The 25,744-nt window shown below is 36.7% G+C and carries 22 protein-coding genes; 17 read left to right on the top strand and 5 right to left on the bottom strand.

The features are described from left to right. A partial coding sequence (locus L1S35_RS12625) for a beta strand repeat-containing protein (protein ID WP_236401245.1) occupies positions 1–3,388 on the bottom strand: 3,388 nt, incomplete at its 3' end. 10 nt (positions 3,389–3,398) lie between these two features. Further along, the gene (locus L1S35_RS12620) at positions 3,399–3,872 is read right to left on the bottom strand and encodes a hypothetical protein (RefSeq protein WP_236401243.1); all 474 of its coding nucleotides are present in this window, start codon (positions 3,870–3,872) and stop codon (positions 3,399–3,401) included. Between the two features lie 314 nt (positions 3,873–4,186). Between L1S35_RS12620 and L1S35_RS12615 the strand changes: the two genes are divergently transcribed. Then, positions 4,187–6,736 (top strand): RemA C-terminal-like gliding motility protein, encoded by a 2,550-nt coding sequence (locus L1S35_RS12615; RefSeq protein ID WP_236401241.1) that lies wholly within the window; start codon positions 4,187–4,189, stop codon positions 6,734–6,736. A 69-nt stretch (positions 6,737–6,805) separates the two neighbouring features. Here the strand turns inward: L1S35_RS12615 and L1S35_RS12610 are convergent, their stop codons facing one another. Continuing rightward, positions 6,806–7,486 carry a Crp/Fnr family transcriptional regulator gene (locus L1S35_RS12610; protein ID WP_236401240.1) on the bottom strand — a complete coding sequence of 227 codons (681 nt, stop codon included), beginning with the start codon at positions 7,484–7,486 and terminating at the stop codon, positions 6,806–6,808. Positions 7,487–7,593: 107 nt separating this feature from the next. Between L1S35_RS12610 and L1S35_RS12605 the strand changes: the two genes are divergently transcribed. The 9 genes from L1S35_RS12605 to L1S35_RS12565 all read left to right on the top strand — a co-directional run bounded on the left by L1S35_RS12605 (position 7,594) and on the right by L1S35_RS12565 (position 16,484). Next, positions 7,594–9,966 (top strand): heavy metal translocating P-type ATPase, encoded by a 2,373-nt coding sequence (locus L1S35_RS12605; protein WP_236401238.1) that lies wholly within the window; start codon positions 7,594–7,596, stop codon positions 9,964–9,966. A 72-nt stretch (positions 9,967–10,038) separates the two neighbouring features. After that, a complete protein-coding gene (gene ccoS, locus L1S35_RS12600) occupies positions 10,039–10,233 on the top strand; it encodes a cbb3-type cytochrome oxidase assembly protein CcoS (protein WP_236401236.1) in 195 nt (64 codons plus the stop codon). 2 nt (positions 10,234–10,235) lie between these two features. Beyond that, complete coding sequence (ccoN, locus tag L1S35_RS12595) at positions 10,236–12,419, top strand: cytochrome-c oxidase, cbb3-type subunit I (protein WP_236401234.1); 2,184 nt, start codon at positions 10,236–10,238, stop codon at positions 12,417–12,419. Between the two features lie 6 nt (positions 12,420–12,425). Beyond that, a complete protein-coding gene (locus L1S35_RS12590; RefSeq protein WP_236401232.1) occupies positions 12,426–12,593 on the top strand; it encodes a CcoQ/FixQ family Cbb3-type cytochrome c oxidase assembly chaperone in 168 nt (55 codons plus the stop codon). Between the two features lie 15 nt (positions 12,594–12,608). After that, positions 12,609–13,538, top strand: coding sequence for a cbb3-type cytochrome c oxidase N-terminal domain-containing protein (locus L1S35_RS12585; RefSeq protein WP_236401231.1), 930 nt, complete (start codon positions 12,609–12,611; stop codon positions 13,536–13,538). 20 nt (positions 13,539–13,558) lie between these two features. Beyond that, positions 13,559–14,977, top strand: a complete 1,419-nt coding sequence (gene ccoG, locus L1S35_RS12580; RefSeq protein ID WP_236401229.1) for a cytochrome c oxidase accessory protein CcoG — start codon at positions 13,559–13,561, stop codon at positions 14,975–14,977. Between the two features lie 21 nt (positions 14,978–14,998). Further along, positions 14,999–15,448 carry a FixH family protein gene (locus L1S35_RS12575; RefSeq protein WP_236401247.1) on the top strand — a complete coding sequence of 150 codons (450 nt, stop codon included), beginning with the start codon at positions 14,999–15,001 and terminating at the stop codon, positions 15,446–15,448. Positions 15,449–15,523: 75 nt separating this feature from the next. After that, the gene (locus tag L1S35_RS12570) at positions 15,524–16,228 is read left to right on the top strand and encodes a sulfite exporter TauE/SafE family protein (protein WP_236401227.1); all 705 of its coding nucleotides are present in this window, start codon (positions 15,524–15,526) and stop codon (positions 16,226–16,228) included. Between the two features lie 25 nt (positions 16,229–16,253). After that, positions 16,254–16,484, top strand: a complete 231-nt coding sequence (locus L1S35_RS12565; RefSeq protein ID WP_236401225.1) for an HP1242/YdcH family protein — start codon at positions 16,254–16,256, stop codon at positions 16,482–16,484. A 62-nt stretch (positions 16,485–16,546) separates the two neighbouring features. Here the strand turns inward: L1S35_RS12565 and hemN are convergent, their stop codons facing one another. Further along, positions 16,547–17,914 carry an oxygen-independent coproporphyrinogen III oxidase gene (hemN, locus tag L1S35_RS12560; protein ID WP_236401223.1) on the bottom strand — a complete coding sequence of 456 codons (1,368 nt, stop codon included), beginning with the start codon at positions 17,912–17,914 and terminating at the stop codon, positions 16,547–16,549. Between the two features lie 105 nt (positions 17,915–18,019). Here hemN and L1S35_RS12555 point away from each other — a divergent pair, with 105 nt between their 5' ends. Further along, a complete protein-coding gene (locus tag L1S35_RS12555; RefSeq protein ID WP_236401221.1) occupies positions 18,020–18,940 on the top strand; it encodes a PfkB family carbohydrate kinase in 921 nt (306 codons plus the stop codon). Then, positions 18,933–19,850 (top strand): pseudouridine-5'-phosphate glycosidase, encoded by a 918-nt coding sequence (locus L1S35_RS12550; protein ID WP_236401219.1) that lies wholly within the window; start codon positions 18,933–18,935, stop codon positions 19,848–19,850. Before L1S35_RS12555 ends, L1S35_RS12550 begins: the two co-directional genes overlap by 8 nt. A gap of 68 nt (positions 19,851–19,918) precedes the next feature. Here L1S35_RS12550 and L1S35_RS12545 read toward each other — a convergent pair whose 3' ends face one another. Beyond that, positions 19,919–20,227, bottom strand: a complete 309-nt coding sequence (locus L1S35_RS12545) for a hypothetical protein (protein WP_236401218.1) — start codon at positions 20,225–20,227, stop codon at positions 19,919–19,921. Positions 20,228–20,485: 258 nt separating this feature from the next. On the opposite strand from L1S35_RS12545, the gene L1S35_RS12540 reads away from it, so the two are divergent. The 5 genes from L1S35_RS12540 to L1S35_RS12520 all read left to right on the top strand — a co-directional run bounded on the left by L1S35_RS12540 (position 20,486) and on the right by L1S35_RS12520 (position 25,551). Beyond that, positions 20,486–21,421 carry a nuclear transport factor 2-like protein gene (locus L1S35_RS12540; protein ID WP_236401216.1) on the top strand — a complete coding sequence of 312 codons (936 nt, stop codon included), beginning with the start codon at positions 20,486–20,488 and terminating at the stop codon, positions 21,419–21,421. A gap of 409 nt (positions 21,422–21,830) precedes the next feature. Continuing rightward, positions 21,831–23,519, top strand: a complete 1,689-nt coding sequence (locus tag L1S35_RS12535) for a sensor histidine kinase (protein ID WP_236401214.1) — start codon at positions 21,831–21,833, stop codon at positions 23,517–23,519. A 27-nt stretch (positions 23,520–23,546) separates the two neighbouring features. Further along, positions 23,547–24,197: a response regulator transcription factor gene (locus tag L1S35_RS12530; protein WP_236401212.1), complete on the top strand. Its 651-nt coding sequence runs from the start codon at positions 23,547–23,549 to the stop codon at positions 24,195–24,197. 221 nt (positions 24,198–24,418) lie between these two features. Beyond that, a complete protein-coding gene (locus L1S35_RS12525) occupies positions 24,419–25,168 on the top strand; it encodes a sensor histidine kinase (protein WP_236401210.1) in 750 nt (249 codons plus the stop codon). Between the two features lie 26 nt (positions 25,169–25,194). After that, positions 25,195–25,551, top strand: coding sequence for a YegP family protein (locus tag L1S35_RS12520; RefSeq protein WP_236401208.1), 357 nt, complete (start codon positions 25,195–25,197; stop codon positions 25,549–25,551). Positions 25,552–25,744 lie beyond the last annotated feature (193 nt).

Here is a 25,744-nt window from a genome sequence, read left to right as displayed (position 1 = left end):
AAGTTGTAGCTGTTACGGCAGCACACCCGCCACCAGCTGCAATGGTGTAAGTAACAGTATAAGTTCCTGCAGTAGAAGTAGAAGGCGTAATGGCTCCGGTAACAGAATTAATGGTAAGACCGGCAGTAGAAGAATAGACTCCACCGGTATAAGCTCCTGTTCCTGTTAAAGTCACGGATTGTGCAGTAGCCACAGAAGAACAAAACGGCGTTGCATAACTAATACTTGCCGTCGGCAGAGCCGTAATGGTTACTGAAGTTGTAGCTGTAACGGCAGCACATCCACCACCAGCCGCAATGGTATAAGTAACGGTATAAGTTCCTGCAGTAGAAGTCGAAGGCGTTATAGCACCCGTAGCCGGATTAATGGTAAGTCCGGCAGTTGAGGAATAAACTCCACCGGTATAAGCCCCTGTTCCGGTTAAAGTCACGGATTGTGCCGTAGCCACAGAAGAACAAAACGGCGTTGCATAACTAATACTTGCCGTCGGCAGAGCCGTAATGGTTACTGAAGTTGTAGCTGTAACGGCAGTACATCCACCACTAGCAGCAATGGTATAAGTAACAGTATAGGTTCCTGCCGTAGAAGTCGAAGGCGTAATGGCTCCGGTAGCCGGATTGATAGTCAGTCCGGCAGTTGAGGAATACACTCCACCGGTATAGGCTCCAGTTCCGGTTAAAGTCACGGATTGTGCCGTAGCCACAGAAGAACAGAACGGCGTTGTATAACTAATACTTGCCGTCGGCAGGGCCGTAATGGTTACTGAAGTTGTAGCAATTACAGCTGGGCATCCGCCACTAGCCGCAATGGTATAAGTAACAGTATAAGTTCCAGCAGTTGAAGAGGAAGGCGTAATGGCTCCGGTAGCCGGATTGATAGTCAGTCCGGCAGTTGAGGAATACACTCCACCGGTATAAGCCCCTGTTCCGGTTAGTGTCACGGATTGAGCAGTAGCTATAGAAGAACAAAACGGCGTTGCATAACTAATACTTGCCGTCGGCAGAGTCGTAATGGTTACTGAAGTTGTAGCAGTTACGGCAGCACACCCGCCACTAGCCGCAATGGTATAAGTAACAGTATAAGTTCCTGCAGTAGAAGTAGAAGGCGTAATGGCTCCCGTTGCAGAATTAATGGTAAGACCGGCAGTTGAGGAATACACTCCACCGGTATAGGCCCCTGTTCCTGTTAAAGTCACGGATTGGGCAGTAGCCACAGAAGAACAAAACGGCGTTGCATAACTAATACTTGCCGTCGGCAGGGCCGTAATGGTTACTGAAGTTGTAGCAATTACAGCTGGGCATCCGCCACTAGCCGCAATGGTATAAGTAACAGTATAAGTTCCTGCCGTAGAAGTAGAAGACGTAATGGCTCCCGTTGCAGGATTAATGGTAAGTCCAGCAGTTGAGGAATAAACTCCACCCGTATAAGCCCCTGTTCCTGTTAAAGTCACAGATTGGGCAGTAGTTAATGAAGTACAAAAAGGGGTTCCGACATAGCTAATGTTGGCAGTTGGAGCTGGTGTAGTATTAATAGTAACTGTATCGGTTGCTGTACATCCAATCCCGCTATTTGCAGTCAATGTATATGTGGTAGATGAAGTAGGGCAAACAGTAGGGGTTAATGTATTAGAATTAGTCATAGTGGTTGTAGGCGACCATGTAAATGCAGGTAGATTATTATTGAAAGTTATAGTCCAACCCGAAATACTTCCGGCATCACCGCCTAAATCATCCTGAACAAAAAGTTGCCAAGTTCCGTTGGCAGTACATCCATTTAAAACATTGAAAGATTGTTCAGGTAAATAAGTCCCTGTAAATGGTGCGGTACCAGTTGTAATTGAGGAAGCAGCAGTTGGAGTAAAACACGTATTAGTATAATTATCTCCAGTACCACCATTATCAGTTGATAATTCTACCCTAGTTCCATCAGGGCATTGCAGATAAATATCTAGATCTGAGTCCCAAGTATGAGTCATGTTTACACAAACTGAAGCAATAGAAGATGCTGTTATAGTTGTTGGTAGTAGACCGCTCGTCACTAATGGAGAATACACACCAGTTGTACTACCATCAGGAATTGCATAACTTCCACTATTAGTAAAGGAAGTAGTTCCGCTTGAACCTGTAGCGTTTGTAGAACCGCCTAATGTGATACATCCACCTGAACAAACTGTGCCGCCAATACCTGCATCTACTGTTGGTATTGGGTTAACTGTAACCGATTGTGTTATGGCATTCTGACATCCTCCCGGAACAGCAGTTAGTAAAAGAGTTACGCTATATGTTCCAGCTGTTGCATAAATATGAGTTGGGTTTTCTGAAGTTGAAGTATATCCATCACCAAAATTCCAATTATAAGTATAATTACCGTTGGTCGTATTTGTGAATTGTGTAGCCGTTCCTATACAAGCAGTAGTAGCTGTAAAAGTAGGATTTGGGCTCGCAAATGTAGCGGTGGTGCCTGCAAAATTTAAGGTAAATCCAGCAGAAGAAGTTGCGGTAAATCGATCAACTAATATCGTGTAGGTTTGACCTGCTGTAACTGTAAATGTAGTTTCACATTGTGCTCCGCCGCATCCTAAACCGGTAGTTCCAGTTCCACCTGTATTTGGACTCCAATTACATTCTATTTCAGTTCCCGGACAAGATGTTGAAGTATTGAAAATCGCAAAATCATAATCAATAACAGCTGTAGGAGTAATAGTGAAGGCCAAAGTCCCCGAAGTAGCAACTGTAAAAGTATACCAATTTGAAGAACGTTCACCAGGAGCGCCAAAACAAGAAGGGTTCTCAGGCGTTATTCCTACACCACCTACACCATTTGGAACGGTAACATTCCCAACACTACATAAAGTTTGAGCTGTGGCACAATCTTGAACGGGTAATGCAGGTCCTATAGGCAAAGCTTGTTGGGCACAGATACCAAAAGTGCCGGTTGTATTTCCATTACCGTCAACAAGCATATAGTATGTATTCCCTATGGTTAAACCATGTAGTATAACATCAGTATGAAATAAACTACCACCTGTATTAATATCTTCCTGACAGGCAATTTGAGTTAAGGAACCACAAGCACCACTATAAACCGCTAATTGAGTATTGGCTAATGTACCTCCAAAATTGGTGGAAATTTCAATATCAGCTGTAGTAGCTACGAAAGAAAACCAAACAGTGTGACTTAAACTGTTAGGAGACCAACAAGCTGGTGTGGCAGGATCACTTGCTGTTGTTGAGGCAACATTGGTGTAAAGGATAGAATTACAACTTCCGACACCAACTGTAATAGGAATAGCCGCTCCACAAGCATCATTTGAAGGCTGTGCATATGTTAAGGTCGGAAAACCAAAACATAGTATTACTATGAGTAAATATTTAATCCAAGCCTTCATCCTATTGTTATTATTTTTTATCTACACTATTTTGTAAATTTCGTAAGTAGGCTTCACGATCAATAGGTTTGTCATCTTTTATATAGAAAATAGCCGGGGATACTTTTTCATTTATTGGTAAAGATGTTTTGGAATAGATTTCATCAGAAAAACCGGCAATTAAAAATTTAATTTTCTTGGTGTTCTCAAATGATAATTCCCCTTTTAATGAAATTTCATTATAATTTCCGATATCAACTATAATTGTGTCACCTTCTTTTGCAATTTTATATGCTGAAAGGATAGTTAATTTAGGATTGTCCGGAGAAATACCATCATTAGAATCATTTCCTATTGCTGTGGTATAGATATCTCCTTTGATTGAATTGTCATTAACATAAAAAGTAGTAGCATTAATTTTTGAGCAAAAAATTACAGCACAGTATAATAATATTCCGCAGTATCTTCTCCCTCTTATAAAATTGAATCGCAAATCTTTAACCATTCCAAAAAAAATGTTAAGAAAATCATAAATCAAATGTAATTAATTGATTTGTTAAAATTTATATTTTAATCTAAATATTTTATAGGGTTTTTACTTAAATGAGCAAAAAAATATGTTTAAAATCAACAATTTAGCAATTTTTTTAAAATTAATAAAAATATGATTTGGATTACATTTTTTTTTGAAATTTCTGAAAGTGTTATTCATAGATTTTTTAAGTAGTATAACGACAAAAATTTCCAATAAGTAGCAGATGGCGTAATTTTACAGTCCCTAAAATCTACGCGCTGAAAATCATCGTAAATGGGTACTATATGAAAACTTTTTTACTGTCCCTTTTTGTTTCTTTACTTTTTTCATTAGGCTTAAATGCCCAATGCACAATTACAGGTACTACTGTAAATGCAAGCACTTTAACATGCAGTTCGTTTTCGGGCTGTACAACGGTTTATGTTGGAAATGGAACTACTGCAACAACTCTTAATATGAATGCCGATTTGAATTTGTCTTGTCTTGGGACTATTCAGTTTATAATCAGAAACAATGCTTCAGTTGACTTCTCTCCTGGTAATAATAGATTAACTTTAGGATCTGGTTCCTCATTAACTATTGAGACCGGAGGAAATATAATCGGAGGCTCATGTAATGCTTCTGAACGTATCTACGTAGGTACAAATTTATTAGCAAGTTGTAATGGTGGAGCTGGAGCAGACCTAAGTTTTACAACACTTATAAGTTTGGGTGGAACAGGTAGTTTGACTTCTAATTCGCCGGTTTGTACAAGTAACACTATTAATCTTTTAGCCACACCACCACCAAATGGAACCTATACGTATTCATTTTTTGGAACCGGACTTCCAGGTGGCGGAACTGCATACTCTAGTAGTCCAAGTTATAGTGTAACAGCTCCAGGAACTGCAGGTTCTTATCTGTATCAGGTGTATATGAAATCATCTCTTTCCGGAAACCCTATTTCGGTAGCCGAAATTACGGTTGTAGTTAATTCAGGTTTGGCCACATCAACGCCTATTGTTACTGTTACACAGCCTACATGTACTGTTGCAACAGGAACGATAACAGTTACTTCGCCAACAGGAACCGGGATGACTTACAGTACAAATGGTATAACATATACAAATACAACAGGTATTTTTACTCCAGTGTCGTCTGGTACTTATAGCGTAACTGCAAAAAATTCATCAGGATGTATCTCACCGGCAACAAGTGCTACAGTTAATACACAAACAAATACTTGGTCATCTTCAGGTTGGTCATCAGGTTCACCTCCAACAAGCTCACAAAAGATTGTTTTTACCCATGATTACACATCACCTACAGATATTTCAGGCTGCTCATGTCAAGTAAGTTCAGGTGCTATTACAATAAGTTCCGGACATACTTTAACTGTGGCTGATGATATAAAAATTCTAGGTAGTGGCTCATTAACTTTTGAAGACCAAGCTAGTTTGGTACAAACAAATAATTCAGCGGCAAATGTAGGAAGTATAACATACAAAAGAAGAACTACTGCACTTAAACAATATGATTATACTTATTGGTCGTCGCCAGTTGTGTCGGCTACTTTAAGTCAGTTAGCAACAAATTCATTAATGTATAGTTTTAGCCCAATTACTAATCTTTATGTATATCAAACCGGCGCAACTACTATGGCGCAAGGTGTTGGTTATATAGGGAGAGCACCAAGTGGGCTAACTTACGCTCCAACACAAATTGTACAAACCAGTTTTGTTGGTGCTCCGGGAAATGGCGTAATCAACACTCCAATTATAAAAAACACTACAGCGTACAACTTGATAGGTAATCCTTATCCATCTGCTCTTAATGCCGATTCATTTATAGCAGCTAATAGTTCGGTTATAAACGGAACACTTTATTTTTGGACACATAACACGGCAATAACAAACAATGTTTATACTGTCAATGATTATGCAAAGTATAATTATACTGGTGCAGTAGGAACAGCTCCTGCTCCAAGCGGAGGTCCAACACCAACAGGGAAAATTGCTGCGGCTCAAGGTTTCTTTGTTGAGGCTAAAACAAGCTTGGCTAATGGAACCTATTCAGCTACTTTTAATAACGCTATGCGACTTGCCGGTAATAACACACAATTTTTTAAAGGCGGAACACAAGCAAATAATACCACAAGTTCTATTTCAGAAGGATTAGAAAGACATCGTGTTTGGCTTTCATTACGAAGTCCACAAGGAGCTTATAACCAAATGTTAGTTGGATATGTACAAGGAGCAACCAATGATTTTGATTCATTATTTGATGGTAAAACATTTGCTGTAGGTAATTCGGTTTCCATTTATACCAGGCTAGGTGCTGATATTTTAGCCATACAAGGAAAAAGTCTGCCTTTTTCTGAAGCAGATGTTATTCCGTTTGCATATAGCACAATTTTTAACGGAGAACTAACTATTTATCTGGATAATTTTGATGGTGTATTTACTACTCAAAATGTGTATTTATTAGATAAAGTTACCAACACATTACACAATTTAAAAGAATCACCTTATGCTTTTGTCACCACTAACGGTAGTTTTGAAGAGCGTTTTGAATTGCGATTTACGGATCAGGCATTGGGAACAACTATTCCAACAATAACCGATAATGATATTAAAATTATTACCGCAAATCATCAACTGGAAATACTATCACCGGCCATGGCTATTACAAAAGTTGAAGTATATGATATACTTGGAAAATTGTTGTTTACCCAAAATGACTTAAATACTAATTTGTTTCAAACAAGTTCGTTGCAAATAGCACCGCAAGTACTATTGGTAAAAGTAACTTTAGACAATGGGCAGAGCTTTACTAAGAAAACTCTAATGAACTAACAAAGTTCAATTATAAAACGAAAAACCACTTTATTCAAGTGGTTTTTTTTATGAGTTAATGAATGAAAATTAATCTGCTAAACGACGCAATTTGTTTTTGTCGACTATCTTGATGCGCTTGCCAACCAATTCAATAAGATTACTTTTATTGAGTTCAGAAAGTAATCGGATGCAGCTTTCTGTAGCCGTACCAATCATTCCTGCCAATTCTTCCCTTGATAATTGTAAGCGAAGTGTCCCGTCTGTATCAACTCCAAACATTTCTTCCAAATAAATGAGCGTTCCCGCTAAACGTTCTTTCACACTTTTCTGTGCCATGTCTACCATGTGATCATCGGCATCTTTTAAATCGCCACAAATGGTTTTCATCACATTCATAGAGAATTCATTGTTTTGCGTAAAGAACTGCATGATTTCTTTTTTCGGAATAAAACAAACTTCCATATCTTCTAAAGCAACGGCACTTAGGTTTGCAGGTTCTTCACTAATCATAGAACGTTGCCCTAATAATTCTCCCGGTTTTACCAATTTTACGATTTGGTCTTTTCCGTTAGAGCTAAGTTTAGACAGTTTGCAAACACCGTCTTTGACGCAATAAATTCCATTAGTGACTTCACCTTCTTCAAAAATTGGCTCACCTTTTTTGATGGTGTATGAAGTTTTACAATCTGCCATTTTGAGCAACTCTGCTTTGTTCAGCGCTTTCAAAGAACTGAATTGACGTACGATACATTGCTCACATTTTGACATAAAAAAAATTGTTTTTTGGTCATACAAATATATTCAAAAGGATGATATATATCATATTTTAATTTTAGTCGATGTTGGAAATTTGTCCCAGGTAAAATGAGCAAATTATGAATACATCACAGTGTTTCCATTGTGGTAATGAAATTAGTAAGAAAGACGAGGTTCTTTTTGATAATAAAAGTTTTTGTTGCAACGGATGTAAAACCGTCTACGAAATTTTTAGTCAAAATGACCTTTCGTGCTATTATGATTTTCAGTCAGCACCAGGTGCGACACCACAAGACATCAAAGGCAAATATGATTTTTTAGCCAATGAAAATATCGTTGACAAGCTTCTCGAATTTAAAGAAAATACAACGCATATTGTTTCGCTCTACATTCCACATATACACTGTAGTTCATGTATATGGATTTTAGAAAATCTGCAAAAACTGCAAGCAGGAATAAGTACTTCGCAGGTTAATTTTCCAAATAAAAAAGTCCGGATAACTTATAATCCTGAAAAAACTTCTTTGAAAGAAATTGTGGAGATGTTGTGCTCTATCGGTTATGAACCCTATATCAGTTTAGAGAATTATGACGAAGGCAAAAAGAAAGTAGATCGCACTTTGATTTACAAAATCGGAGTAGCTTTTTTCTGTTTTGGAAATATTATGCTTTTGTCGTTTCCGGAATATTTTGAAGTTAATGAATTTTGGATTGACCAATACAAAGATTTCTTCCGTTGGATGATTTTTGTGTTGTCATTACCGGCTTTTATCTATTCGGCTTCGGGTTATTATGTTGCAGCATGGAAAAGCATCAAACAAGGTATGCTCAATATCGAAATTCCGATTGCTTTGGGAATTGTAATAATGTTTATTAGAAGCACGGTAGATATTGTGTTCAATTACGGTCAAGGTTTTTTTGACAGTATGTGTGGCTTGATTTTCTTTATGTTGTTAGGGAAATTATTCCAGCAAAAAACCTATGATTTTCTTTCGTTTGAACGTGATTATAAATCGTATTTTCCCATTGCGATTACCAAAATTTTGCCTGACGGAAAAGAAACAGCAGTGCAGGTTTACGACATTCAAAAAGGCGACCGATTATTAATCAGAAATCAAGAGCTGATTCCGGTTGATGGTATTCTGATTTCTGATAAAACATCAATAGATTACAGTTTTGTAACCGGAGAAGCGGTTCCTATCGAAAAAAAATCAGGAGACAAAATCTTTGCCGGAGGAAAACAATTGGGCAAAGTCATTGAAATGGAAGTGCTGTTCTCGGTTTCCCAAAGTTACCTGACGCAGTTGTGGAGCAATGATGTCTTTCAGAAAAAGGTCGAACAAAAACACAAATCCATTACCGATAAAATCAGTCGCTATTTTACTCCGGCTTTGTTGTTATTGTCGGTTGTGTCTTTTATCTTTTGGATTTTTATCGATGTGACGACTGCTTTTAATGTATTCACAGCAATTCTGATTGTCGCTTGTCCGTGTGCATTGGCGTTGACAGCTCCGTTTACTTTGGGGAATGTCTTGCGTATTATGGGAAAACGAAAACTCTATCTCAAAAATGCGATTGTCATCGAACAATTAGCCAAAGTAGATACGATTGTTTTTGACAAAACCGGAACCATTACGACTAACAAAAAGACTTCGATAACCTATGAAGGTGAAGCTTTAAATGATTCCGAATTAAAGCTACTGAAAAATGCACTTCGAGGTTCTAATCATCCATTGAGCAGAAGATTGTATGACTTTATTCCGCATCAGGATAAACTTGAAACAAAAAGTTTTGAAGAGATTATTGGAAAAGGGGTTTTTGTTGAATTCGAAAATGATACTGTCAAATTAGGCTCATCCCAGTTTTTGCAACACATGAGCGAAAACACCCATAAGAAAACCAAAGTCCATGTCGAAATCAATGGCGTGTACAAAGGCAGTTATGTTTTTAATAATCAATACCGAAATGGATTAGAGCAATTATTTGAAAGCCTATCCAAAAAATACAATCTCATCGTATTATCCGGAGACAACGATGGCGAGCGCGCTATTTTAGAAAAGATGTTGCCCAAAACTACTTGTTTGGTATTCAATCAAAAGCCTGAACAGAAATTATCCTATATCGAAAACCTTCAAAGAGAAGGCAAAAATGTACTAATGATAGGCGACGGATTAAATGATGCCGGAGCTTTGGCGCAAAGCAATATTGGAATATCCATTTCGGAAAATGTAAATGTATTTTCTCCGGCTTGCGACGGAATATTAGACGCTTCTCAATTTGAAAAGATTGCGTTCTTCTTGAACTATTCTAAAAATGCGATGAAGACAATTTACATGAGTTTTGGTTTGTCATTATTGTATAACGTTGTTGGACTAAGCTATGCAGTTACCGGAAACTTACTTCCAATTGTAGCCGCAATCATCATGCCGTTGAGCACGATTACGATAGTAAGTTTTGTTACGGTTATGAGTAATTATTTCGCTCGAAAATAAAAATGCAGGTATGATAAATATCATATTTTAAGAATAACCCCAACAGTAACTTTGCTTACACAAATTAGAGGTATGAGTGTCATTTATCTATTAATATCCATCAGCATCATTATAGCCGTGGCGTTTTTATACGCTTTCCTTCGTGCCGTGAAAACCGGCCAGTATGATGATGACTACACACCATCGGTCAGAATGCTTTTTGACGATGAGCTTATAAAAGCAAAATCCAAAACAATAACAAATAAAGAAGAACAAAAACCAATTTAATTATGGAAATGCAACAATTTTATTACGACAACAAAATTGTAAAGAAGTTTATCTACGCCACAATTGTCTTTGGACTGGTAGGAATGTTAGTTGGACTCTTACTGGCGGTCTTATTTTTGTTTCCCAACTTAACGGACGGTGTTTCGTTCTTGAGTTTCGGGCGATTAAGACCTTTACACACCAACGCTGTAATTTTTGCCTTTGTGGGTAACGCTATGTTTGCCGGAGTGTATTACTCTTTGCAACGTTTGCTGAAAGCCCGAATGTACAGCAACTTTTTGAGCAATCTTCACTTTTGGGGTTGGCAGTTAATTATAGTTGCAGCAGCCATTACGCTGCCGTTAGGTTATACGTCTTCAAAAGAATACGCCGAATTAGAATGGCCGATTGACATCGCCATAGCTTTGATTTGGGTGGCATTTGGAATCAATATGATTGGTACGATTATCAAACGTAGGGAACGACATATGTATGTAGCTGTTTGGTTTTACATCGCCACATTTGTTACGGTAGCAGTGCTACATATTTTTAATAGTTTGGAGATTCCGGTTTCGGCTTTAAAAAGTTATTCCGTTTATGCCGGTGTACAGGATGCCTTAGTGCAATGGTGGTACGGACATAATGCTGTGGCTTTTTTCCTTACAACGCCTTTTCTTGGAATGATGTACTATTTTGTGCCAAAAGCAGCTAATCGTCCGGTGTATTCTTATCGATTATCAATCATTCATTTCTGGTCATTAATCTTTATTTATATCTGGGCTGGTCCACACCATTTATTGTATTCTTCATTGCCGGATTGGGCGCAAAACCTTGGAGTAGTATTTTCTATAATGTTGATAGCACCATCTTGGGGTGGAATGATTAACGGTTTGCTAACCCTGCGCGGTGTTTGGGATAAAGTGCGAACCGATTCGGTATTGAAATTCTTCGTAGTGGCGATTACCGGATATGGAATGGCTACGTTTGAAGGTCCGATGTTATCACTTAAAAATGTAAATGCTATTGCCCACTTTACCGATTGGATTATTGCTCACGTCCATGTTGGAGCTTTGGCATGGAACGGTTTCTTAATCTTTGGTATGATTTATTGGTTGATTCCGCGTTTGACTAAAACTACTTTATATTCTGAAAAATTAGCCAATTTCCATTTCTGGATTGGAACTCTCGGAATCGTGTTGTATGCGTTACCAATGTATGTTGCCGGATTTACTCAGGCTTCTATGTGGAAACAATTCAAACCCGATGGGACATTGCAATACGGTAACTTCTTAGAAACCGTTACGCAAATTATGCCAATGTATTGGATGAGAGCTATCGGAGGAACATTGTATTTAATCGGTATGATTGTATTGATTTACAACGTAATAAAAACAGTTAAACAAGGCAGCACAGTAGAAGATGAATTAGCAGAAGCTACTGAGTTAACCAAAATTTCTTCAGGCCGATTAAAAGGAGAAAAATTCCACCCATGGTTAGAAAGACGTCCTATACAATTAGCCGTTTTAGCTACTATAGCCATTTTAATTGGAGGTATTATTCAAATTGTGCCAACGATTATGGTAAAATCAAACATCCCAACTATCGCCGCAGTAAAACCTTATACACCACTTGAATTGCAAGGACGCGACATCTATATCCGCGAAGGTTGTGTGGGCTGTCACTCGCAAATGATTCGTCCATTCCGCTCAGAAGTAGTTCGTTATGGCGATTACTCTAAATCGGGAGAATATGTATACGACCATCCATTCTTATGGGGTTCTAAACGTACCGGTCCGGATTTGCACAGAGAAGGAGGAAAGTACAACGATAACTGGCACTTTAACCATATGTGGAATCCACAAAGTACTTCACCGGGTTCTATAATGCCTGGATACAAATGGTTGTTCGACAATACAGCCATGGATTATTCGGATACAGAAGCCAAAATGAAAGCCATGCAGACATTAGGTGTTCCTTATACAGATGCCGATATCTCCAATGCAAAACAAAGTATTGAAACACAAGTATCAGCAATAGAGAAAAACCTATACAACGATCCCGACTTTGTTAAATCATACGAAGCGAGTAAAACCAAAGCTGCTGCTAAAGGTGTTGCTTTTGTGCCAATGAAAGACAGAGAAATAGTGGCTTTGATTGGGTATTTACAACGTTTAGGAACCGATATTAAAGTAAAAAACAATAAATAGTCAGCCATGTTAAAGTTTGTAAAACACAATTTAGAATCCATTTCAGGAGTAGCTATTTACCCGATTATTTCCCTGATTATTTGCTTTTCATTTTTTGTAGGTCTGTTTATTTGGGTGTATACCTATAAGAAAGAAACCATCAAAGAATTGAGTGAGTTACCTATTAAAGATTAATTAAAAGTTATAGACATGAAAAAATTAATTCCCGCCTATGTAAGAGTACCATTGATTTTTGCCTGTGTGCTTGCTGCAATGGAATATTTCATCGATTCCGGAAATCAACCTGCTTTTATAAAGTATCCTATGGTTGGATTGTTTTTGGTTGTATTTTTATTTCTCCTGATTGCTATCGAAATTGTAGTCAGTGCGGTAGATAATGTGACCTATCATTTGCTGACTGAAGAGCAGAAAAAGCAACTAGACGAAGCGCAGTCAGTACCGTTTACCGAAAGTGCTTTCTATAAAAACATCTTGAAAAAACTGACCCGTACCAAAACCATAGAGGAAGAAGCAGATGTGATGTTAGACCACAACTACGATGGTATTCGTGAGTTAGATAATGTGTTGCCGCCTTGGTGGGTTTATTTGTTTTATGGAACCATTATTTTCGCAGGAATCTATTTAGTGCGCTTTCATGTTATGGGAGATTATAACCAAGATCAGGAATATCAGACCGAGGTTAGAGAAGCTAAAGCAGCTGTGGATGCCTATTTGAAAACGGCACCTGATATGATGAACAAAGACAAAGTAACTCTATTAACAGATGCACCAAGTATTGCGACTGGTAAAGCCTTGTACCAAACCAACTGTGTTGCCTGTCACCGTGCTGATGGTGGTGGACAAATCGGGCCAAACTTAACAGACCAATTTTGGATAAACGGTGGTGGTATCAAAAACGTATTCAACACCATTATGGAAGGTGGTCGAGACGGAAAAGGAATGGTATCTTGGAAAGCATCTATAAAACCATCTGATATTCAAAAATTAGCCAGCTATGTGTTATCACTTCAGGGTTCCAATCCAAAAGATCCAAAACCAACCGAAGCCGAAGCCAAAGAATGGAAAGAAGAAGGAGCAAAAGCCGTAACACAAGACACCGTCAAAGTAGCTAATAAATAAGTTTTTAATAACTCCAAATAATGCTCAACGAAGAAGATGATAGTTTTAGAGATAGTATAAGCACTATCGATGCAAAAGGAAAAAGAGCCTGGATATTTCCAAAAATTCCGAAAGGAAAGCTGTATGAACGCAGAAAATGGCTGAGTTATTTCCTGCTGTTGTTCTTGTTTGCCGCGCCTTTCGTAAAAGTTAATCATCATCAGTTTATGATGTTCAACGTTTTGGAACGTCGTTTTAACTTGTTTGGATTTCCTTTTTGGCCACAAGACTTTCACATCTTCGTAATCATTATGATTATTGGTGTGGTTGGACTAACCTTGTTTACGGTTGCTTTCGGGCGCATTTTTTGCGGCTGGTTTTGTCCGCAAACCATTTTCATGGAAATGCTCTTCCGTCGAATTGAATTCTGGATAGACGGCGATCGTGGAGCGCAAATACGCTTAGCCAAGCAAGAATGGAATGCAGAAAAAATCAGAAAGCGTTTAACCAAATGGTTCATCTTTTTTGTGATTTCGTTTTGGATAGCCAATGTGTTCCTAGCGTATTTAATAAGTAGCGATAAATTAATTCTGTTAGTTAGTGAAGGACCTGCCAATAATACATCAACGCTCATTGCCTTATTGATTTTTACCGCCGTATTCTATTTTATCTACGCCTGGTTCAGAGAGCAAGTATGTATTATTGCTTGTCCATATGGCAGAATGCAGAGTGTGCTTTTGGACAACAAATCCATTAATGTTGCCTACGACCATGTTCGTGGTGAAAAAGAAATCGGTCGGGCCAAATTCAATAAAAATGAAGACAGAACCACTACAGGTAAAGGCGATTGTATCGATTGCAGTTTGTGCGTGCATGTTTGTCCGACGGGAATCGATATCCGTCACGGAACACAATTAGAATGTACTAACTGCACCGCCTGTATTGACGTTTGCGACAGCATGATGGAAAACGTTGGTCTGCCAAAAGGATTAATCCGTTATGCGAGTGAAGATGAAATTGTCAAAAAAGAAAAATTTGTCTTTACCAACAGAATGAAAGGCTATGTAGCAATATTAGCAATTCTTTCGGGAGTTTTTATCGGAATGTTGTTTTTGAGAAATGAAGTTGAAGCAACTGTTTTGAGGTTGCCGGGTCAATTGTTTCAGCATAAAGGAGAAAATATCAGTAATGTGTATACGTTCAAAATTGTAAATAAAACGTCAATCAACTTTGATAAAGTACATATCGAATTAGTATCGCCTAAAGGCAAAGTCAAAATGGTTGGACCACGTTATTTTAAAGTGCCAAGGGAAGGCATCACCGAAGGAACCTTGTTTATAGAAATCAAAGAAGTGTTGCTCGAAAGCGACAAAACCAAATTAGTGTTAGAAGTGTATAATGATAACAAGTTAATCGATAACGAAACAACAAATTTTTTAGGTCCGCGTAGTTTCGATTAGCACAAATTTAAAAGTATGAGCATTAAAATTAATTGGGGAACTGCAATCGTAATAGCTTTTGCATTATTTATGAGTTTTATATTGTTTTTTGTGTTTAAGGTACAATCCGACAGCAAATACGATAATGAGTTAGTAACCGAGGAATATTATAAAAAAGAAGCCAAGGTTCAAAATGATATTGAATACGTTAATAACGCCAACGGCTTGTCCGAAAAGGTTAAAATAAACAATACTTCCGATGGAATCACAGTAAGTTTTCCTAAGGATTTGGATGCGAAAAACATTAATGGAAAAGTATCCCTATACAGACCGTCAAACCAAAAATTAGATTTTGTTATCCCAATTGCATTATCTAATTCTGATTTGCTCATACCTAAAAAAAATCTGGTTGGCGGTCTTTGGGATATTACTGTCGAATGGACTTATGATGGTAAAACCTATTTGAATAAGGAAGAAATATATTATAACTAGGGATAAGGTACAAGTTTATTGTTATGTACTGCTCCCTTTCCACTTTTCCCTAATCCCTTTTCCCTCTCTAATAAAATGCTTTATACAGCTCTCATATTCGGTCTAATCTCCAGTTTGCACTGCATTGGTATGTGTGGTCCGATTGCTATGATGTTACCGGTGTCACGCACGAATCCAACGCAGAAAGCGTTACAAATTATGTTGTATCATGCCGGAAGATTAACGTCTTATGCTACTTTGGGCTTTCTCTTCGGATTGATGGGAAGAGGTTTATATTTAGCCGGAATTCAGCAGCGTATTTCTATTGCAGTTGGTCTTTTGATGATTGTAATGGCTTTGGTGCCTGAAAAAGTATTTGCCCGTTACAACTTTTCGAGACCTATTTATAAACTGATTTCAAAAGTTAAAACCAATTTGGGCCAACAGTTTAAAAGAAAAACTCCTGATGCGCTTTTTACCATCGGTTTGTTTAATGGCTTATTGCCTTGCGGATTAGTATATGCTGCGCTGTTTGGTGCTGTTGCTATGCAAAATGTCGGTCTAAGCACAGTTTATATGCTGCTATACGGTTTAGGAACAGTTCCGTTGATGAGTGCGGTGGTCTATGTTGCTAATTTTTTAAGTTTTCCTTTTCGAAACAAATTACAGAAAGTTGTACCTTTAGTAACTGTGGTTATTGGAGTACTCTTTGTACTTAGAGGAATGGACTTAGACATTGCTTATATATCGCCAAGTAATGTTCACTTGTTTGTTCAGGCTGTTGCCAACTGCCATAAATAAAAATCAATAACCAAAATAAGATAGTATGGAAAAACACGATTTATTACATGAATTCCCTGAACATAAGGATAAAATTCACGAGTTGAAAATTTCGAATGAGCACTTCAGAAAATTATTTGATGAATACCATGAAATTGAGCATCAGATTCACCGAATAAATATGGGTTCAGAACTTGCTAATGATACTTTTGTTCACGAATTAAAGACCAAATTATTGTTCATTAAAGATGAAATTTATTCTTATTTGAATAAGTAGTTTTAAGTTAGTTGAAAAAACCACGTTGAAAAACGTGGTTTTTTTATTCTTTAGGTTTGATGTTAAACCGTCATGGAAAACAATTGGGTTTTAGGAGCATTGCGTTTTAATCGCAAATCAAAAGCCATACAAATGTTGCGCACAAAAGGTTTGCCTTTTTCGGTTACGGTTAGTTTGTCATGTGTTATTTCAATAAAACCATCGCTTTTCATCTCATCTAAATAGAATAAAATATTAGGAAGCAGTACATTAAAATAAAAGGTGTCATTATCCCAGGAAGTTGTAAAATGGCACATCAGATTTAATATATGTTGTCGAATAGTTAAGTCTTCAGCAGACAATATATGTCCTCTGAACACAGGTAATTCGTTTTGCTCTAATCGAGCGTAATAAGTTTCTAATTCCTTTTCATTTTGAGCAAAAGCATACCAACTGTCACTTATCGAAGAAACTCCCAAGCCAATCATCAGTTTTGTTTTGGAAGCAGTATAGCCCATAAAATTGCGATGCAGTTTATTTTCTTTAAAAGCTATGTACATGCTATCGGTTTCCAGTGCAAAATGATCCATGCCAATTTCGTGATAGCCTTTTTGCGCCAGTAATTTTTTGCCTTCTTCATACAGCAATCTTTTGGCATCATCTTTTGGGACATCTTCATCTTTAAAACCGCGTTGTCCGTTGCCTTTAATCCAAGGCACATGCGCATAACTGTAAAAAGCTAATCTGTCTGGCGAAAGCGAATTGGTTTTTTCAATGGTATCAGTCACATTTTCCAAAGTCTGAAATGGAAGACCAAAAATCAAATCATGCGAAATAGAAGTATAGCCAATTTCACGTGCCCAAAACGTTACTTTGGCCACATTGTGAAACGGCTGAATTCTGTGAATAGCGGTTTGTACTTTTTCGGCATAATCCTGTACGCCAAAACTAACTCTTCGAAAACCCAAGGCATGCAGCGTTTCTAAATGTGCTCGTGTAGTATTGTTGGGATGTCCTTCAAAACTAAACTCATGTCCGGCAGCAACTTTTGCCTTATTGAGTATTCCTTTTATTAGTTGTTCTAAATTTTCTGGCGAAAAGAAAGTGGGAGTTCCGCCACCGAGGTGAATTTCTTTGATAATAGGTTTCTCTGGAAGCAAATCACAATACAATTGCCATTCATTTAACACTGCTTCAATATATGGATGTTCCACTTCGTGGCGTTTGGTGATGCGTTTATGACAACCGCAAAATGTGCATAGACTTTCACAAAAGGGCAGATGTATATACAAACTGATGCCTTCGGTAGCATTGCTTTCGGCAAAACTTTGTAATAAGGTTTGTTTCCATTTTGCTGTTGAAAAAGAAGATTCATCCCAGTAAGGAACCGTTGGGTAACTGGTGTATCTCGGACCTGGAACGTTATACTTTTGTACTAATGAAATTGACATTGTCTATAATTTGTATGCTCAAAAGTAGTAGAGTCTAATCGCAATAAAGATGACAATTATCATACTATAAAAAAATGCAGAATAAATTTCTTTACATTTGTTTCTATGAACAAAACCGTACTCTGTATAGGCGCTACTTTAGTAGATGAGTTGTATTTCTGTGACAACAGCATCATTGCTGCTTCTTCTAATCCTGCTCAGAAAGTAACGAGTATCGGTGGTGTAATTAGCAATATTGCACAGCATTTGGCTCTTTTAGAAGTTAATCCTGCTATTATTACAGCTATTGGAAATGACGCTGATGGGGTATTTATAAAAAGTAGTTTTAATCAAAGCGGTATCGACTGCAATCATTCAATTGTAGTCAATGATGCTACCGGAAAATATGTTTCCATACTACAACCCGATGGCAATTTGTATGTTGCGGTTTGTCAGGATAACTGTGGGAAGCATATTTCAGCAACTTATTTAGAAACGCAAAAAGAGTATCTCAAGGGGTTTGACATATTGATTATCGATACCAATCTAGAGAGTGAAACCATACAGTGGTTAATCTACTTTGCCAAAAATCATCAAAAGAAACTTATCATTGAACCGGTATCAGTAGCCAAAGCTTCAAAGTTAGCGGGTTTAGATTTGAACGGTGTTTTTATGGTGACTCCAAATGAAAATGAACTGCTGACAATGTCAGCCAACAATATAAAAGAACAGTCAATAGATTCTCTTTTTGAAAGAGGTGTAGAAACCATTTGGATAAGAAAAGGAGCTGAAGGTTCGACATTACATACCAGAAATCAAAGTTTAGACCTGAATGTTCCATCCATACAAATTGTAGACAGCACCGGTGCCGGAGATGCAGCTTTAGCAGCTTGGGTTTTTGGCTATGTGAATGGCGAAGATGAAAAGACCTGTCTGCAATTGGGACATACATTAGCTTTAGAAATACTTAAAAGTAAAGGAGCAGTTGACGCATCTTTAACTCCATCACTATTATACCAACACAAGAAAAAATATTATAATGACTAAAAAAGATTATATCATTATCAGTCCCGAAGTGCAACATGCTTTGGATAATAACCTGCCTATTGTGGCTTTAGAATCCACTATTATTTCACATGGTATGCCTTGGCCCAAAAACGCTATTACTGCTGCTGCTGTCGAAGATGTTGTAAGACAAAACGGTGCAGTCCCGGCTACGATAGCCATTCGAGATGGTAAGTGTTTGGTTGGCTTGTCTAAAGATGATATTGATTATTTTGCGCAAACCAAAGATGTTTGGAAAGTAAGCTTACGCGATATGCCTTATGTAATTTCTCAACTATTGCCCGGAGCCACAACTGTTGCTGCTACCATGCGTATCGCTTCTATGGCCGGAATAAAAATCTTTGCAACAGGTGGCATAGGTGGCGTGCATCGCGGAGCAGAAGATACCATGGATATTTCAGCCGATTTAACCGAAATGGGAACAACAAATGTAGCAATAGTTGCAGCAGGAGTAAAATCGATATTAGATATTGGACTTACTTTGGAATATATGGAGACGATTGGTGTGCCTGTAGTAACTTTTGGTCAGGATGAATTTCCTAGCTTTTATTCTTCAAAAAGTGGTTATAAATCTCCGTTGCGTTTGGATACTGCAAATGAAATTGCAAAACTCTTACGCGCGAAATGGGATTTAGCCCTAAACGGTTCGGTGTTAATTGCCAATCCGGTTCCGGCCGAATATGAAATGGAACCTGAGGTTATTGAAAAACACATTCTCAAAGCACTTGATGAAGCCAATAAACAAGGAATCAAAGGCAAAGCAGTAACCCCGTTTTTATTAAAATTCATCGCCGATAATACCGAAGGAGAAAGCCTGGAAGCAAACATTGCCCTGATAAAAAATAATGCAAAAATAGGTGCAAAGGTTGCGGTTGCTTTACAAAAACTATAAAAAAACTCCCCATAATTTACATTACGGGGAGTAACTGTTTTCAACTAACCTAAATAGTAAAGCAATATTTAGTCTTTATCATGGTCCTTATGGTGCTTTTTATAATGACCTTTGTGTTTGCCTTTATTTTTCCATTTGTTTTTTCTTCCTTCTGCTGAACGTTCTCTTCCTCTGTCAGAAGCGTTATTTTCCTTGACAATCACTGCCGGTTTTGGAGTCGGAGCTACTACAACCGGTTTAATTACTTCTACTTTTGGTTTAGTAATAACAACTTTTGGCGTAACCACGGTTGGTTTAGGAGCTGTTACTTTAACAATTTGGGCATTCATCGTAACCGTAGCAGCAAAAGCGACAACAGTAAAAAATAATCTTTTCATACATTTTTAGTTTTATATTATTTTCATAAATGGGATTGTTGTAAAGCTTTTGCAGCTCTGTCAAACAACAAAATCTAAACAAAATTACAGCTATTTTTTTTATCTAATTGTAGCACTTTTAACTTTCCCATGTAGAATTTTTATCAATGTAAAGAATATGAAGTTCTATAAATCTCACTAAAAGTTATCAACATAAATTACTGAAAATCAATTAATTTGATTATATTTAACAGTATTACTAACCAATATTTTTTAAACATGAAAAAAACAGTACTGATAGTAGCGTTGCTATTTACCGGCATCACTTACTCTCAAAAAAAAACCAATGGTACGGTTTATATCGACCATCCCGCTATTAAAATAGTGGAAGACATGACCAAAGCCTTCGTTAGCGGAGACTCAGTAAAAGTAGCCAGCTTTTTAGCTGATGATTTTAAAGCCTATTCTGGTGCAAGTACCAACCCAAATGACAAAGGAAGAGACAAAGCCGCGTTTTTAAGAAACGTAAAAGGCTGGAAAGAACAACTGGACTATTACAGCATCACTCGTACAAAAGGAGCTTATCCGGATGCCATTGAATATTCAGACAAAGATCAAAAAGACGTGGTTTGGGTACAAACATGGGAACAGCTAAAAGGAGTACACAAAAAAACAGGAGTTAAAGTTGATATGCCTTTGCACCGTTTATTTGTGGTAAACAAAGACAACAAAATCAAAACTATTATCGAATATTCTAATTCGAGTGTTGGTGATGAGATAGAACAAAGTTTTGACGTTAGAGAAAACGGAACCATATACAACCATCATGAGTACATCAATATAGTTCGTAATATGGTTATGGCTTTTGAAAATAAAGACCTTGTAAAATCATACAGCTATTATGATGAAAAAGCTCGGTTTAGAGACATTAACCTGCCAAGAGATAAAACATTCTCACTTGCCGAGCAAAAAGAAAATGACAAAAAAATACTGGAAGAGTATGATATAAACAGTATTGATGTGGTAGGTTATCCGGATTTTTTGCATTATGAATTGAATAATGCCAAAGTGGTACTTTCCTGGTGGAACATCAATTTGACCAGAAAAAAAGATAAAAAAGAATTTGTTTTACCGATTATGTTTATGGATAATTTTAATGATGAAGGTAAAATTATATTCGAAACTGCTTATTATAGCGCTAAAATACTAGAGTAAGTAAAAGTATAAATGACTTTTAAATAATAACAAAGCTGAATCTGAATAGGTTCAGCTTTATTTATTTTGAAGACAGGATTAGTAGCAAATACCAGCTCCTGATGTAGAATTTATTCTACACAAATATTTGTAATGTACTACGTTATTTATCTATAAGAATACTAAATTTGCCTAGTATTTCTCTACATAAATTAAAAAATAGAAGAAATAACGTTGAGTAATTTTTTAAACGTACTCAACACAATTAAAAGAAATCCCCAAATCTCTTTTAACATTATAGAATTAGTTATGTACTACAACGGTATTGCGGTAAATTAGTGTTTATAATGATTTTTTAAACTGAGTTATTTTCGGTTTTGACGTATCAATGCGTTGGAATCCAATGAAGATAACGACAAATTTCGTTTGCTTGAAACCATTAAAATTTGAACATAGAAAAGTAGTTCACTACACCTTATTGTCCTGTATTATATTATTGCAAGTTATCGCTATCGTAACTTGGTACAACGAAACAAAGCTTTCAGAAGCTTTTGATACTATGGCTTCCGCCGGAAGGATGAGTCGATTAAACAGTTCGTTGGTAAGATCGCAGAACTATTTTAATAACTATATTACCTACAGAGATACAACATCTTTGAAAAATTATGCAATCAACATAAATGAAATTAGCGCGTTGATAAGCAGTTTGCAGCTCGAAAACAATGATAACAAAACCACAACAGCACTTTTAAAAAAGAAGACTAAAACCTTGGCCGAAATAGCGAAGGTTAGAGCAGCTATTGATTCTGTTATCGATAAGCAAACGAGTCAATATCAAAAAGATTTTCCAAAGGGATTTAGCTTTGAAGCGTTTGGCACAAAGAAATTCCTGGACGATGTTAAGACCGATTCTTATGTGAAGGTTGATAGCGCCACTCGAAAAGGATTGTTTTCCAGATTAGGCGACGCGATTGCCAACCGCACCAATATTCAGAAAGAATATGTCAATACTGTTGTCACGATGCAGTACAAAGACAAAATCACAACCGGCGACGTCGAGGAACAGATGGCCAATGTGGTTTCGATTACCAATAAATATTACGCTAATGAATTTGCCAGGCTAAAACAATCCTTTTCCAATTTGAGACGAAATGATCTAAAGTTGATGGAACTCAACAACGAATTGTTAGCTTTAAGTCAGACCATAAATGATTATACAGATGTTTCTCATTTACTCAAACCGGATGCACAGCAGCAGTTGGAAAACCAATACAACATCAATAAAACGGTCCGTAATTATAGCATCGTTTTGCTGATATTATTAATGCTGGTGGTTTCAGTAATCCTTTTCAATTTTACCCGAGTGGCTTTTGAATACGAAAAGCAGTTAACATCGGCTACAGCCAAAATACGTCAGAGCCTGCAATTTAAAAACCGAATTACCGGAATGATAAGTCATGAGATTCGGTCACCGTTAAGTATTATCAGAATGTATAGCAAAAAGGCAAGTGCATCGACAAAAGATACGGAGATGAAAGAAACCTTTAAGTCGATTGAGTTTACCACCAATTCACTATTGCTATTATCAAACCAAATTTTAGAATATTCAAAAGAGGAACAACATGAACCGACATTAAAGTGCAAGAATATCCAGCTAAAGGAAGAAATTTATCAGATAGTAAATTCGATGACATCATTGGTAGAAACCAAAGGAAATACTTTGCAGCTTGTTTCTAATTTAAAGGATGATACTATCGTTTATTCTGATGCCGCTAAGATTCATCAACTGTTTTATAACCTAATTGGTAATGCTAATAAATTTACAGAAAAAGGTGTGATTAAAGTAGCTATTGTACTGGATAAGCTTTCGGAATATGAAATGAACCTCAAGGTTGATATTTCAGATAATGGCATCGGAATTGCTCCCAACGATTTGAAAAATATATTTGAATCCTATTATCAAGGTACGGTTTCTGAGAAAGTGAATGATTTGGGTGTTGGTTTGGGACTAAATATCTGTAAAGAAATAATCGAATTGTTTGACGGAGAAATCAAGGTCGAAAGTACTCAAGGAAAAGGAACCAAAGTAACATTCAATTTGATACTAACTCAAGTATAATAACATATAAGCCAAAATAACAAAAGCATGAAAATAGCAAACAACCCTACTTTTTTAATTGCAGACGATCATAGTGTTGTTCGTCAGGGTATTTCGTTAGTGGTTAAAGAGTTGTTTATAAATGCTCAAATACATACTGCCGGCACTTTTAAAGACACACTTAAATTTGTCAAAGAAACTAAATTTGATTTATTGATTTTGGATATTAATTTCCCTGATGGAAATAGTATCAATATTATTCCGGAAGTTAAAAGCGTTCAGCCCGATCTTAAAATTTTAATCTTCAGTGCATTTGATGAAAGCATTTATGCGATGCGTTATCTAAATGCAGGAGCTACAGGTTATTTAAACAAAGGATGCAGCGAAGACGAAATCAAGCAGGCAGTAAAGAGTATGATTACCTCAGGGAAATATATTACCCAATCGATTAAAGACCGAATATTAGATTCCTATATATCAAAAACACCGATTAATCCATTAGAAAAACTTTCTATCAGAGAAGTCGAAGTAGCGCGATTGCTAATCAAAGGCTATGGTAATTTAGAGATTTCAGAATTATTACAGATTAAAAAAACAACGGTGAGTACTTTTAAAAACAGAGTTTTCGAGAAGTTGGGCATAGACAATTTAGCAGCGTTGATAGAACTTTTCCAGCTCTATTTCGAGGACAACAAATAGATTGTAACTTTTTATTTTTTATAACGCATTAAATAGCAAATACTTAGTGGTTTTTGCTATTTTTTTTTGGTGGATTTCTACCGATTCTTGTTCTGTTTTTGAAGTACTTTTTTGTAGAAACAATTCTACTAAATGAGTTTGAATGTTCTACAAGTTATTGATTTCGTTGAATTTATATTTGTAATAAAATGCTAAACAACAATCGAATAACACACATTATAATGAATAACACCAATACCTATAGTACTACTCTAAAGGAACAAAAATTAGACTTGATAGAGAAAGTAGCAAAGTATAGAGATTTTAATGATAGGCTGTTGAATTTGTTTTATACCATTTCTCATAATTTAAATGCGCATACTGCCAATTTTAAATCACTTTTGGATGTTATTGATTTTGAAAATGACCCGGTTGAAAACAAAATGCTGCTAAGTCATTTACGCAGTGTTTCAGATGGTTTGAATCAAACTATAAGCGATTTATTTAAGTTAGTTACTGTCGAAAATAATGCTGATGTAACAAAGGAATGGTTGAATTTGCATCAGAAACTGGAAAAAGTCAGAACGATACTCATTGGTTATAAAAATGAAAATCAATTAACGTTTATAAACAATGTTCCCGATGATGTTGTTGTGAATTTTAATCGAGCTTATTTAGAAAGTGTGTTGTTGAATTTTACTACCAATGCCATAAAATATGCCCACAAAGACAGACTTCCCGTAGTAGAGTTTAACTTTTTTACAGAAAACGGAAAGAAAGTTTTAACCATCACAGACAACGGATTAGGCATCGATTTGGATAGGCATCGCGATTCGTTATTTGGATTGTATAAAACTTTTCATAAACATGAGGACGCGAAGGGATTTGGTTTATACATTTCAAAATATCAAATTGAGGCGATGAATGGCAGTGTAACTGTTGAAAGCAAAGTAGGAGAGGGAAGTACATTTAAAATACATTTTAGCAATTAAATAATTAAACAAGAAATTAAAATACGATGGGAAAATTTATAATCACCAAAAGACTAAACGGTGAATTTCAATTCAATTTAAAGTCAAATAACGGACTTGTAATTCTCACAAGTGAAGGATATATAACGAAGGCTAGCTGTGAAAACGGAATTGAATCAGTAAAAAGGTCTTCACAAGATGATGCGCTGTTTCATAAGGAAAAGGCTTCTAATGGCAAACATTATTTTGTACTTAAAGCAGGCAATGGACATACCATTGGCACTAGCCAAATGTATAGCAGCGATTTTGCCACCGAGAAAGGAATTGCCTCCGTAAAAAGTAATGCTGCTGAAGCTACTATTGAAGACAAAACCAATAGACGAATTTTACAAAACGTCAATTAAAAATATATTACCCGTTTGCCCCAAATCGAGTTTTCTAGGTAAGTTGCTTGAAAAAAATAGTTATTATTTTGGTTTAGGGTTAAATCGCTTTTATGTTTATCAAGCGTAGGATATTGAGACTGTCCTTATAAGCTTACCTAGTTTACTTTATATGTTGCAAATAACCTTGCACATGTTTGTTGAAAGCCCTGAT

Source organism: Flavobacterium anseongense, assembly GCF_021608185.1.
GTDB lineage: Bacteria > Bacteroidota > Bacteroidia > Flavobacteriales > Flavobacteriaceae > Flavobacterium > Flavobacterium anseongense.
This window is presented reverse-complemented; position numbering and strand designations above follow the sequence as displayed.

Bases quoted from the DNA above. Each gene is read 5' to 3' on its own strand.
- L1S35_RS12620 (WP_236401243.1), bottom strand. From the start codon at position 3,872: ATGGTTAAAGATTTGCGATTCAATTTTATAAGAGGGAGAAGATACTGC.
- L1S35_RS12615 (WP_236401241.1), top strand. From the start codon at position 4,187: ATGAAAACTTTTTTACTGTCCCTTTTTGTTTCTTTACTTTTTTCATTA.
- L1S35_RS12610 (WP_236401240.1), bottom strand. From the start codon at position 7,486: ATGTCAAAATGTGAGCAATGTATCGTACGTCAATTCAGTTCTTTGAAA.
- L1S35_RS12605 (WP_236401238.1), top strand. From the start codon at position 7,594: ATGAATACATCACAGTGTTTCCATTGTGGTAATGAAATTAGTAAGAAA.
- ccoS (WP_236401236.1), top strand. From the start codon at position 10,039: ATGAGTGTCATTTATCTATTAATATCCATCAGCATCATTATAGCCGTG.
- ccoN (WP_236401234.1), top strand. From the start codon at position 10,236: ATGGAAATGCAACAATTTTATTACGACAACAAAATTGTAAAGAAGTTT.
- L1S35_RS12590 (WP_236401232.1), top strand. From the start codon at position 12,426: ATGTTAAAGTTTGTAAAACACAATTTAGAATCCATTTCAGGAGTAGCT.
- L1S35_RS12585 (WP_236401231.1), top strand. From the start codon at position 12,609: ATGAAAAAATTAATTCCCGCCTATGTAAGAGTACCATTGATTTTTGCC.
- ccoG (WP_236401229.1), top strand. From the start codon at position 13,559: ATGCTCAACGAAGAAGATGATAGTTTTAGAGATAGTATAAGCACTATC.
- L1S35_RS12570 (WP_236401227.1), top strand. From the start codon at position 15,524: ATGCTTTATACAGCTCTCATATTCGGTCTAATCTCCAGTTTGCACTGC.
- L1S35_RS12565 (WP_236401225.1), top strand. From the start codon at position 16,254: ATGGAAAAACACGATTTATTACATGAATTCCCTGAACATAAGGATAAA.
- hemN (WP_236401223.1), bottom strand. From the start codon at position 17,914: ATGTCAATTTCATTAGTACAAAAGTATAACGTTCCAGGTCCGAGATAC.
- L1S35_RS12555 (WP_236401221.1), top strand. From the start codon at position 18,020: ATGAACAAAACCGTACTCTGTATAGGCGCTACTTTAGTAGATGAGTTG.
- L1S35_RS12550 (WP_236401219.1), top strand. From the start codon at position 18,933: ATGACTAAAAAAGATTATATCATTATCAGTCCCGAAGTGCAACATGCT.
- L1S35_RS12545 (WP_236401218.1), bottom strand. From the start codon at position 20,227: ATGAAAAGATTATTTTTTACTGTTGTCGCTTTTGCTGCTACGGTTACG.
- L1S35_RS12540 (WP_236401216.1), top strand. From the start codon at position 20,486: ATGAAAAAAACAGTACTGATAGTAGCGTTGCTATTTACCGGCATCACT.
- L1S35_RS12530 (WP_236401212.1), top strand. From the start codon at position 23,547: ATGAAAATAGCAAACAACCCTACTTTTTTAATTGCAGACGATCATAGT.
- L1S35_RS12525 (WP_236401210.1), top strand. From the start codon at position 24,419: ATGAATAACACCAATACCTATAGTACTACTCTAAAGGAACAAAAATTA.
- L1S35_RS12520 (WP_236401208.1), top strand. From the start codon at position 25,195: ATGGGAAAATTTATAATCACCAAAAGACTAAACGGTGAATTTCAATTC.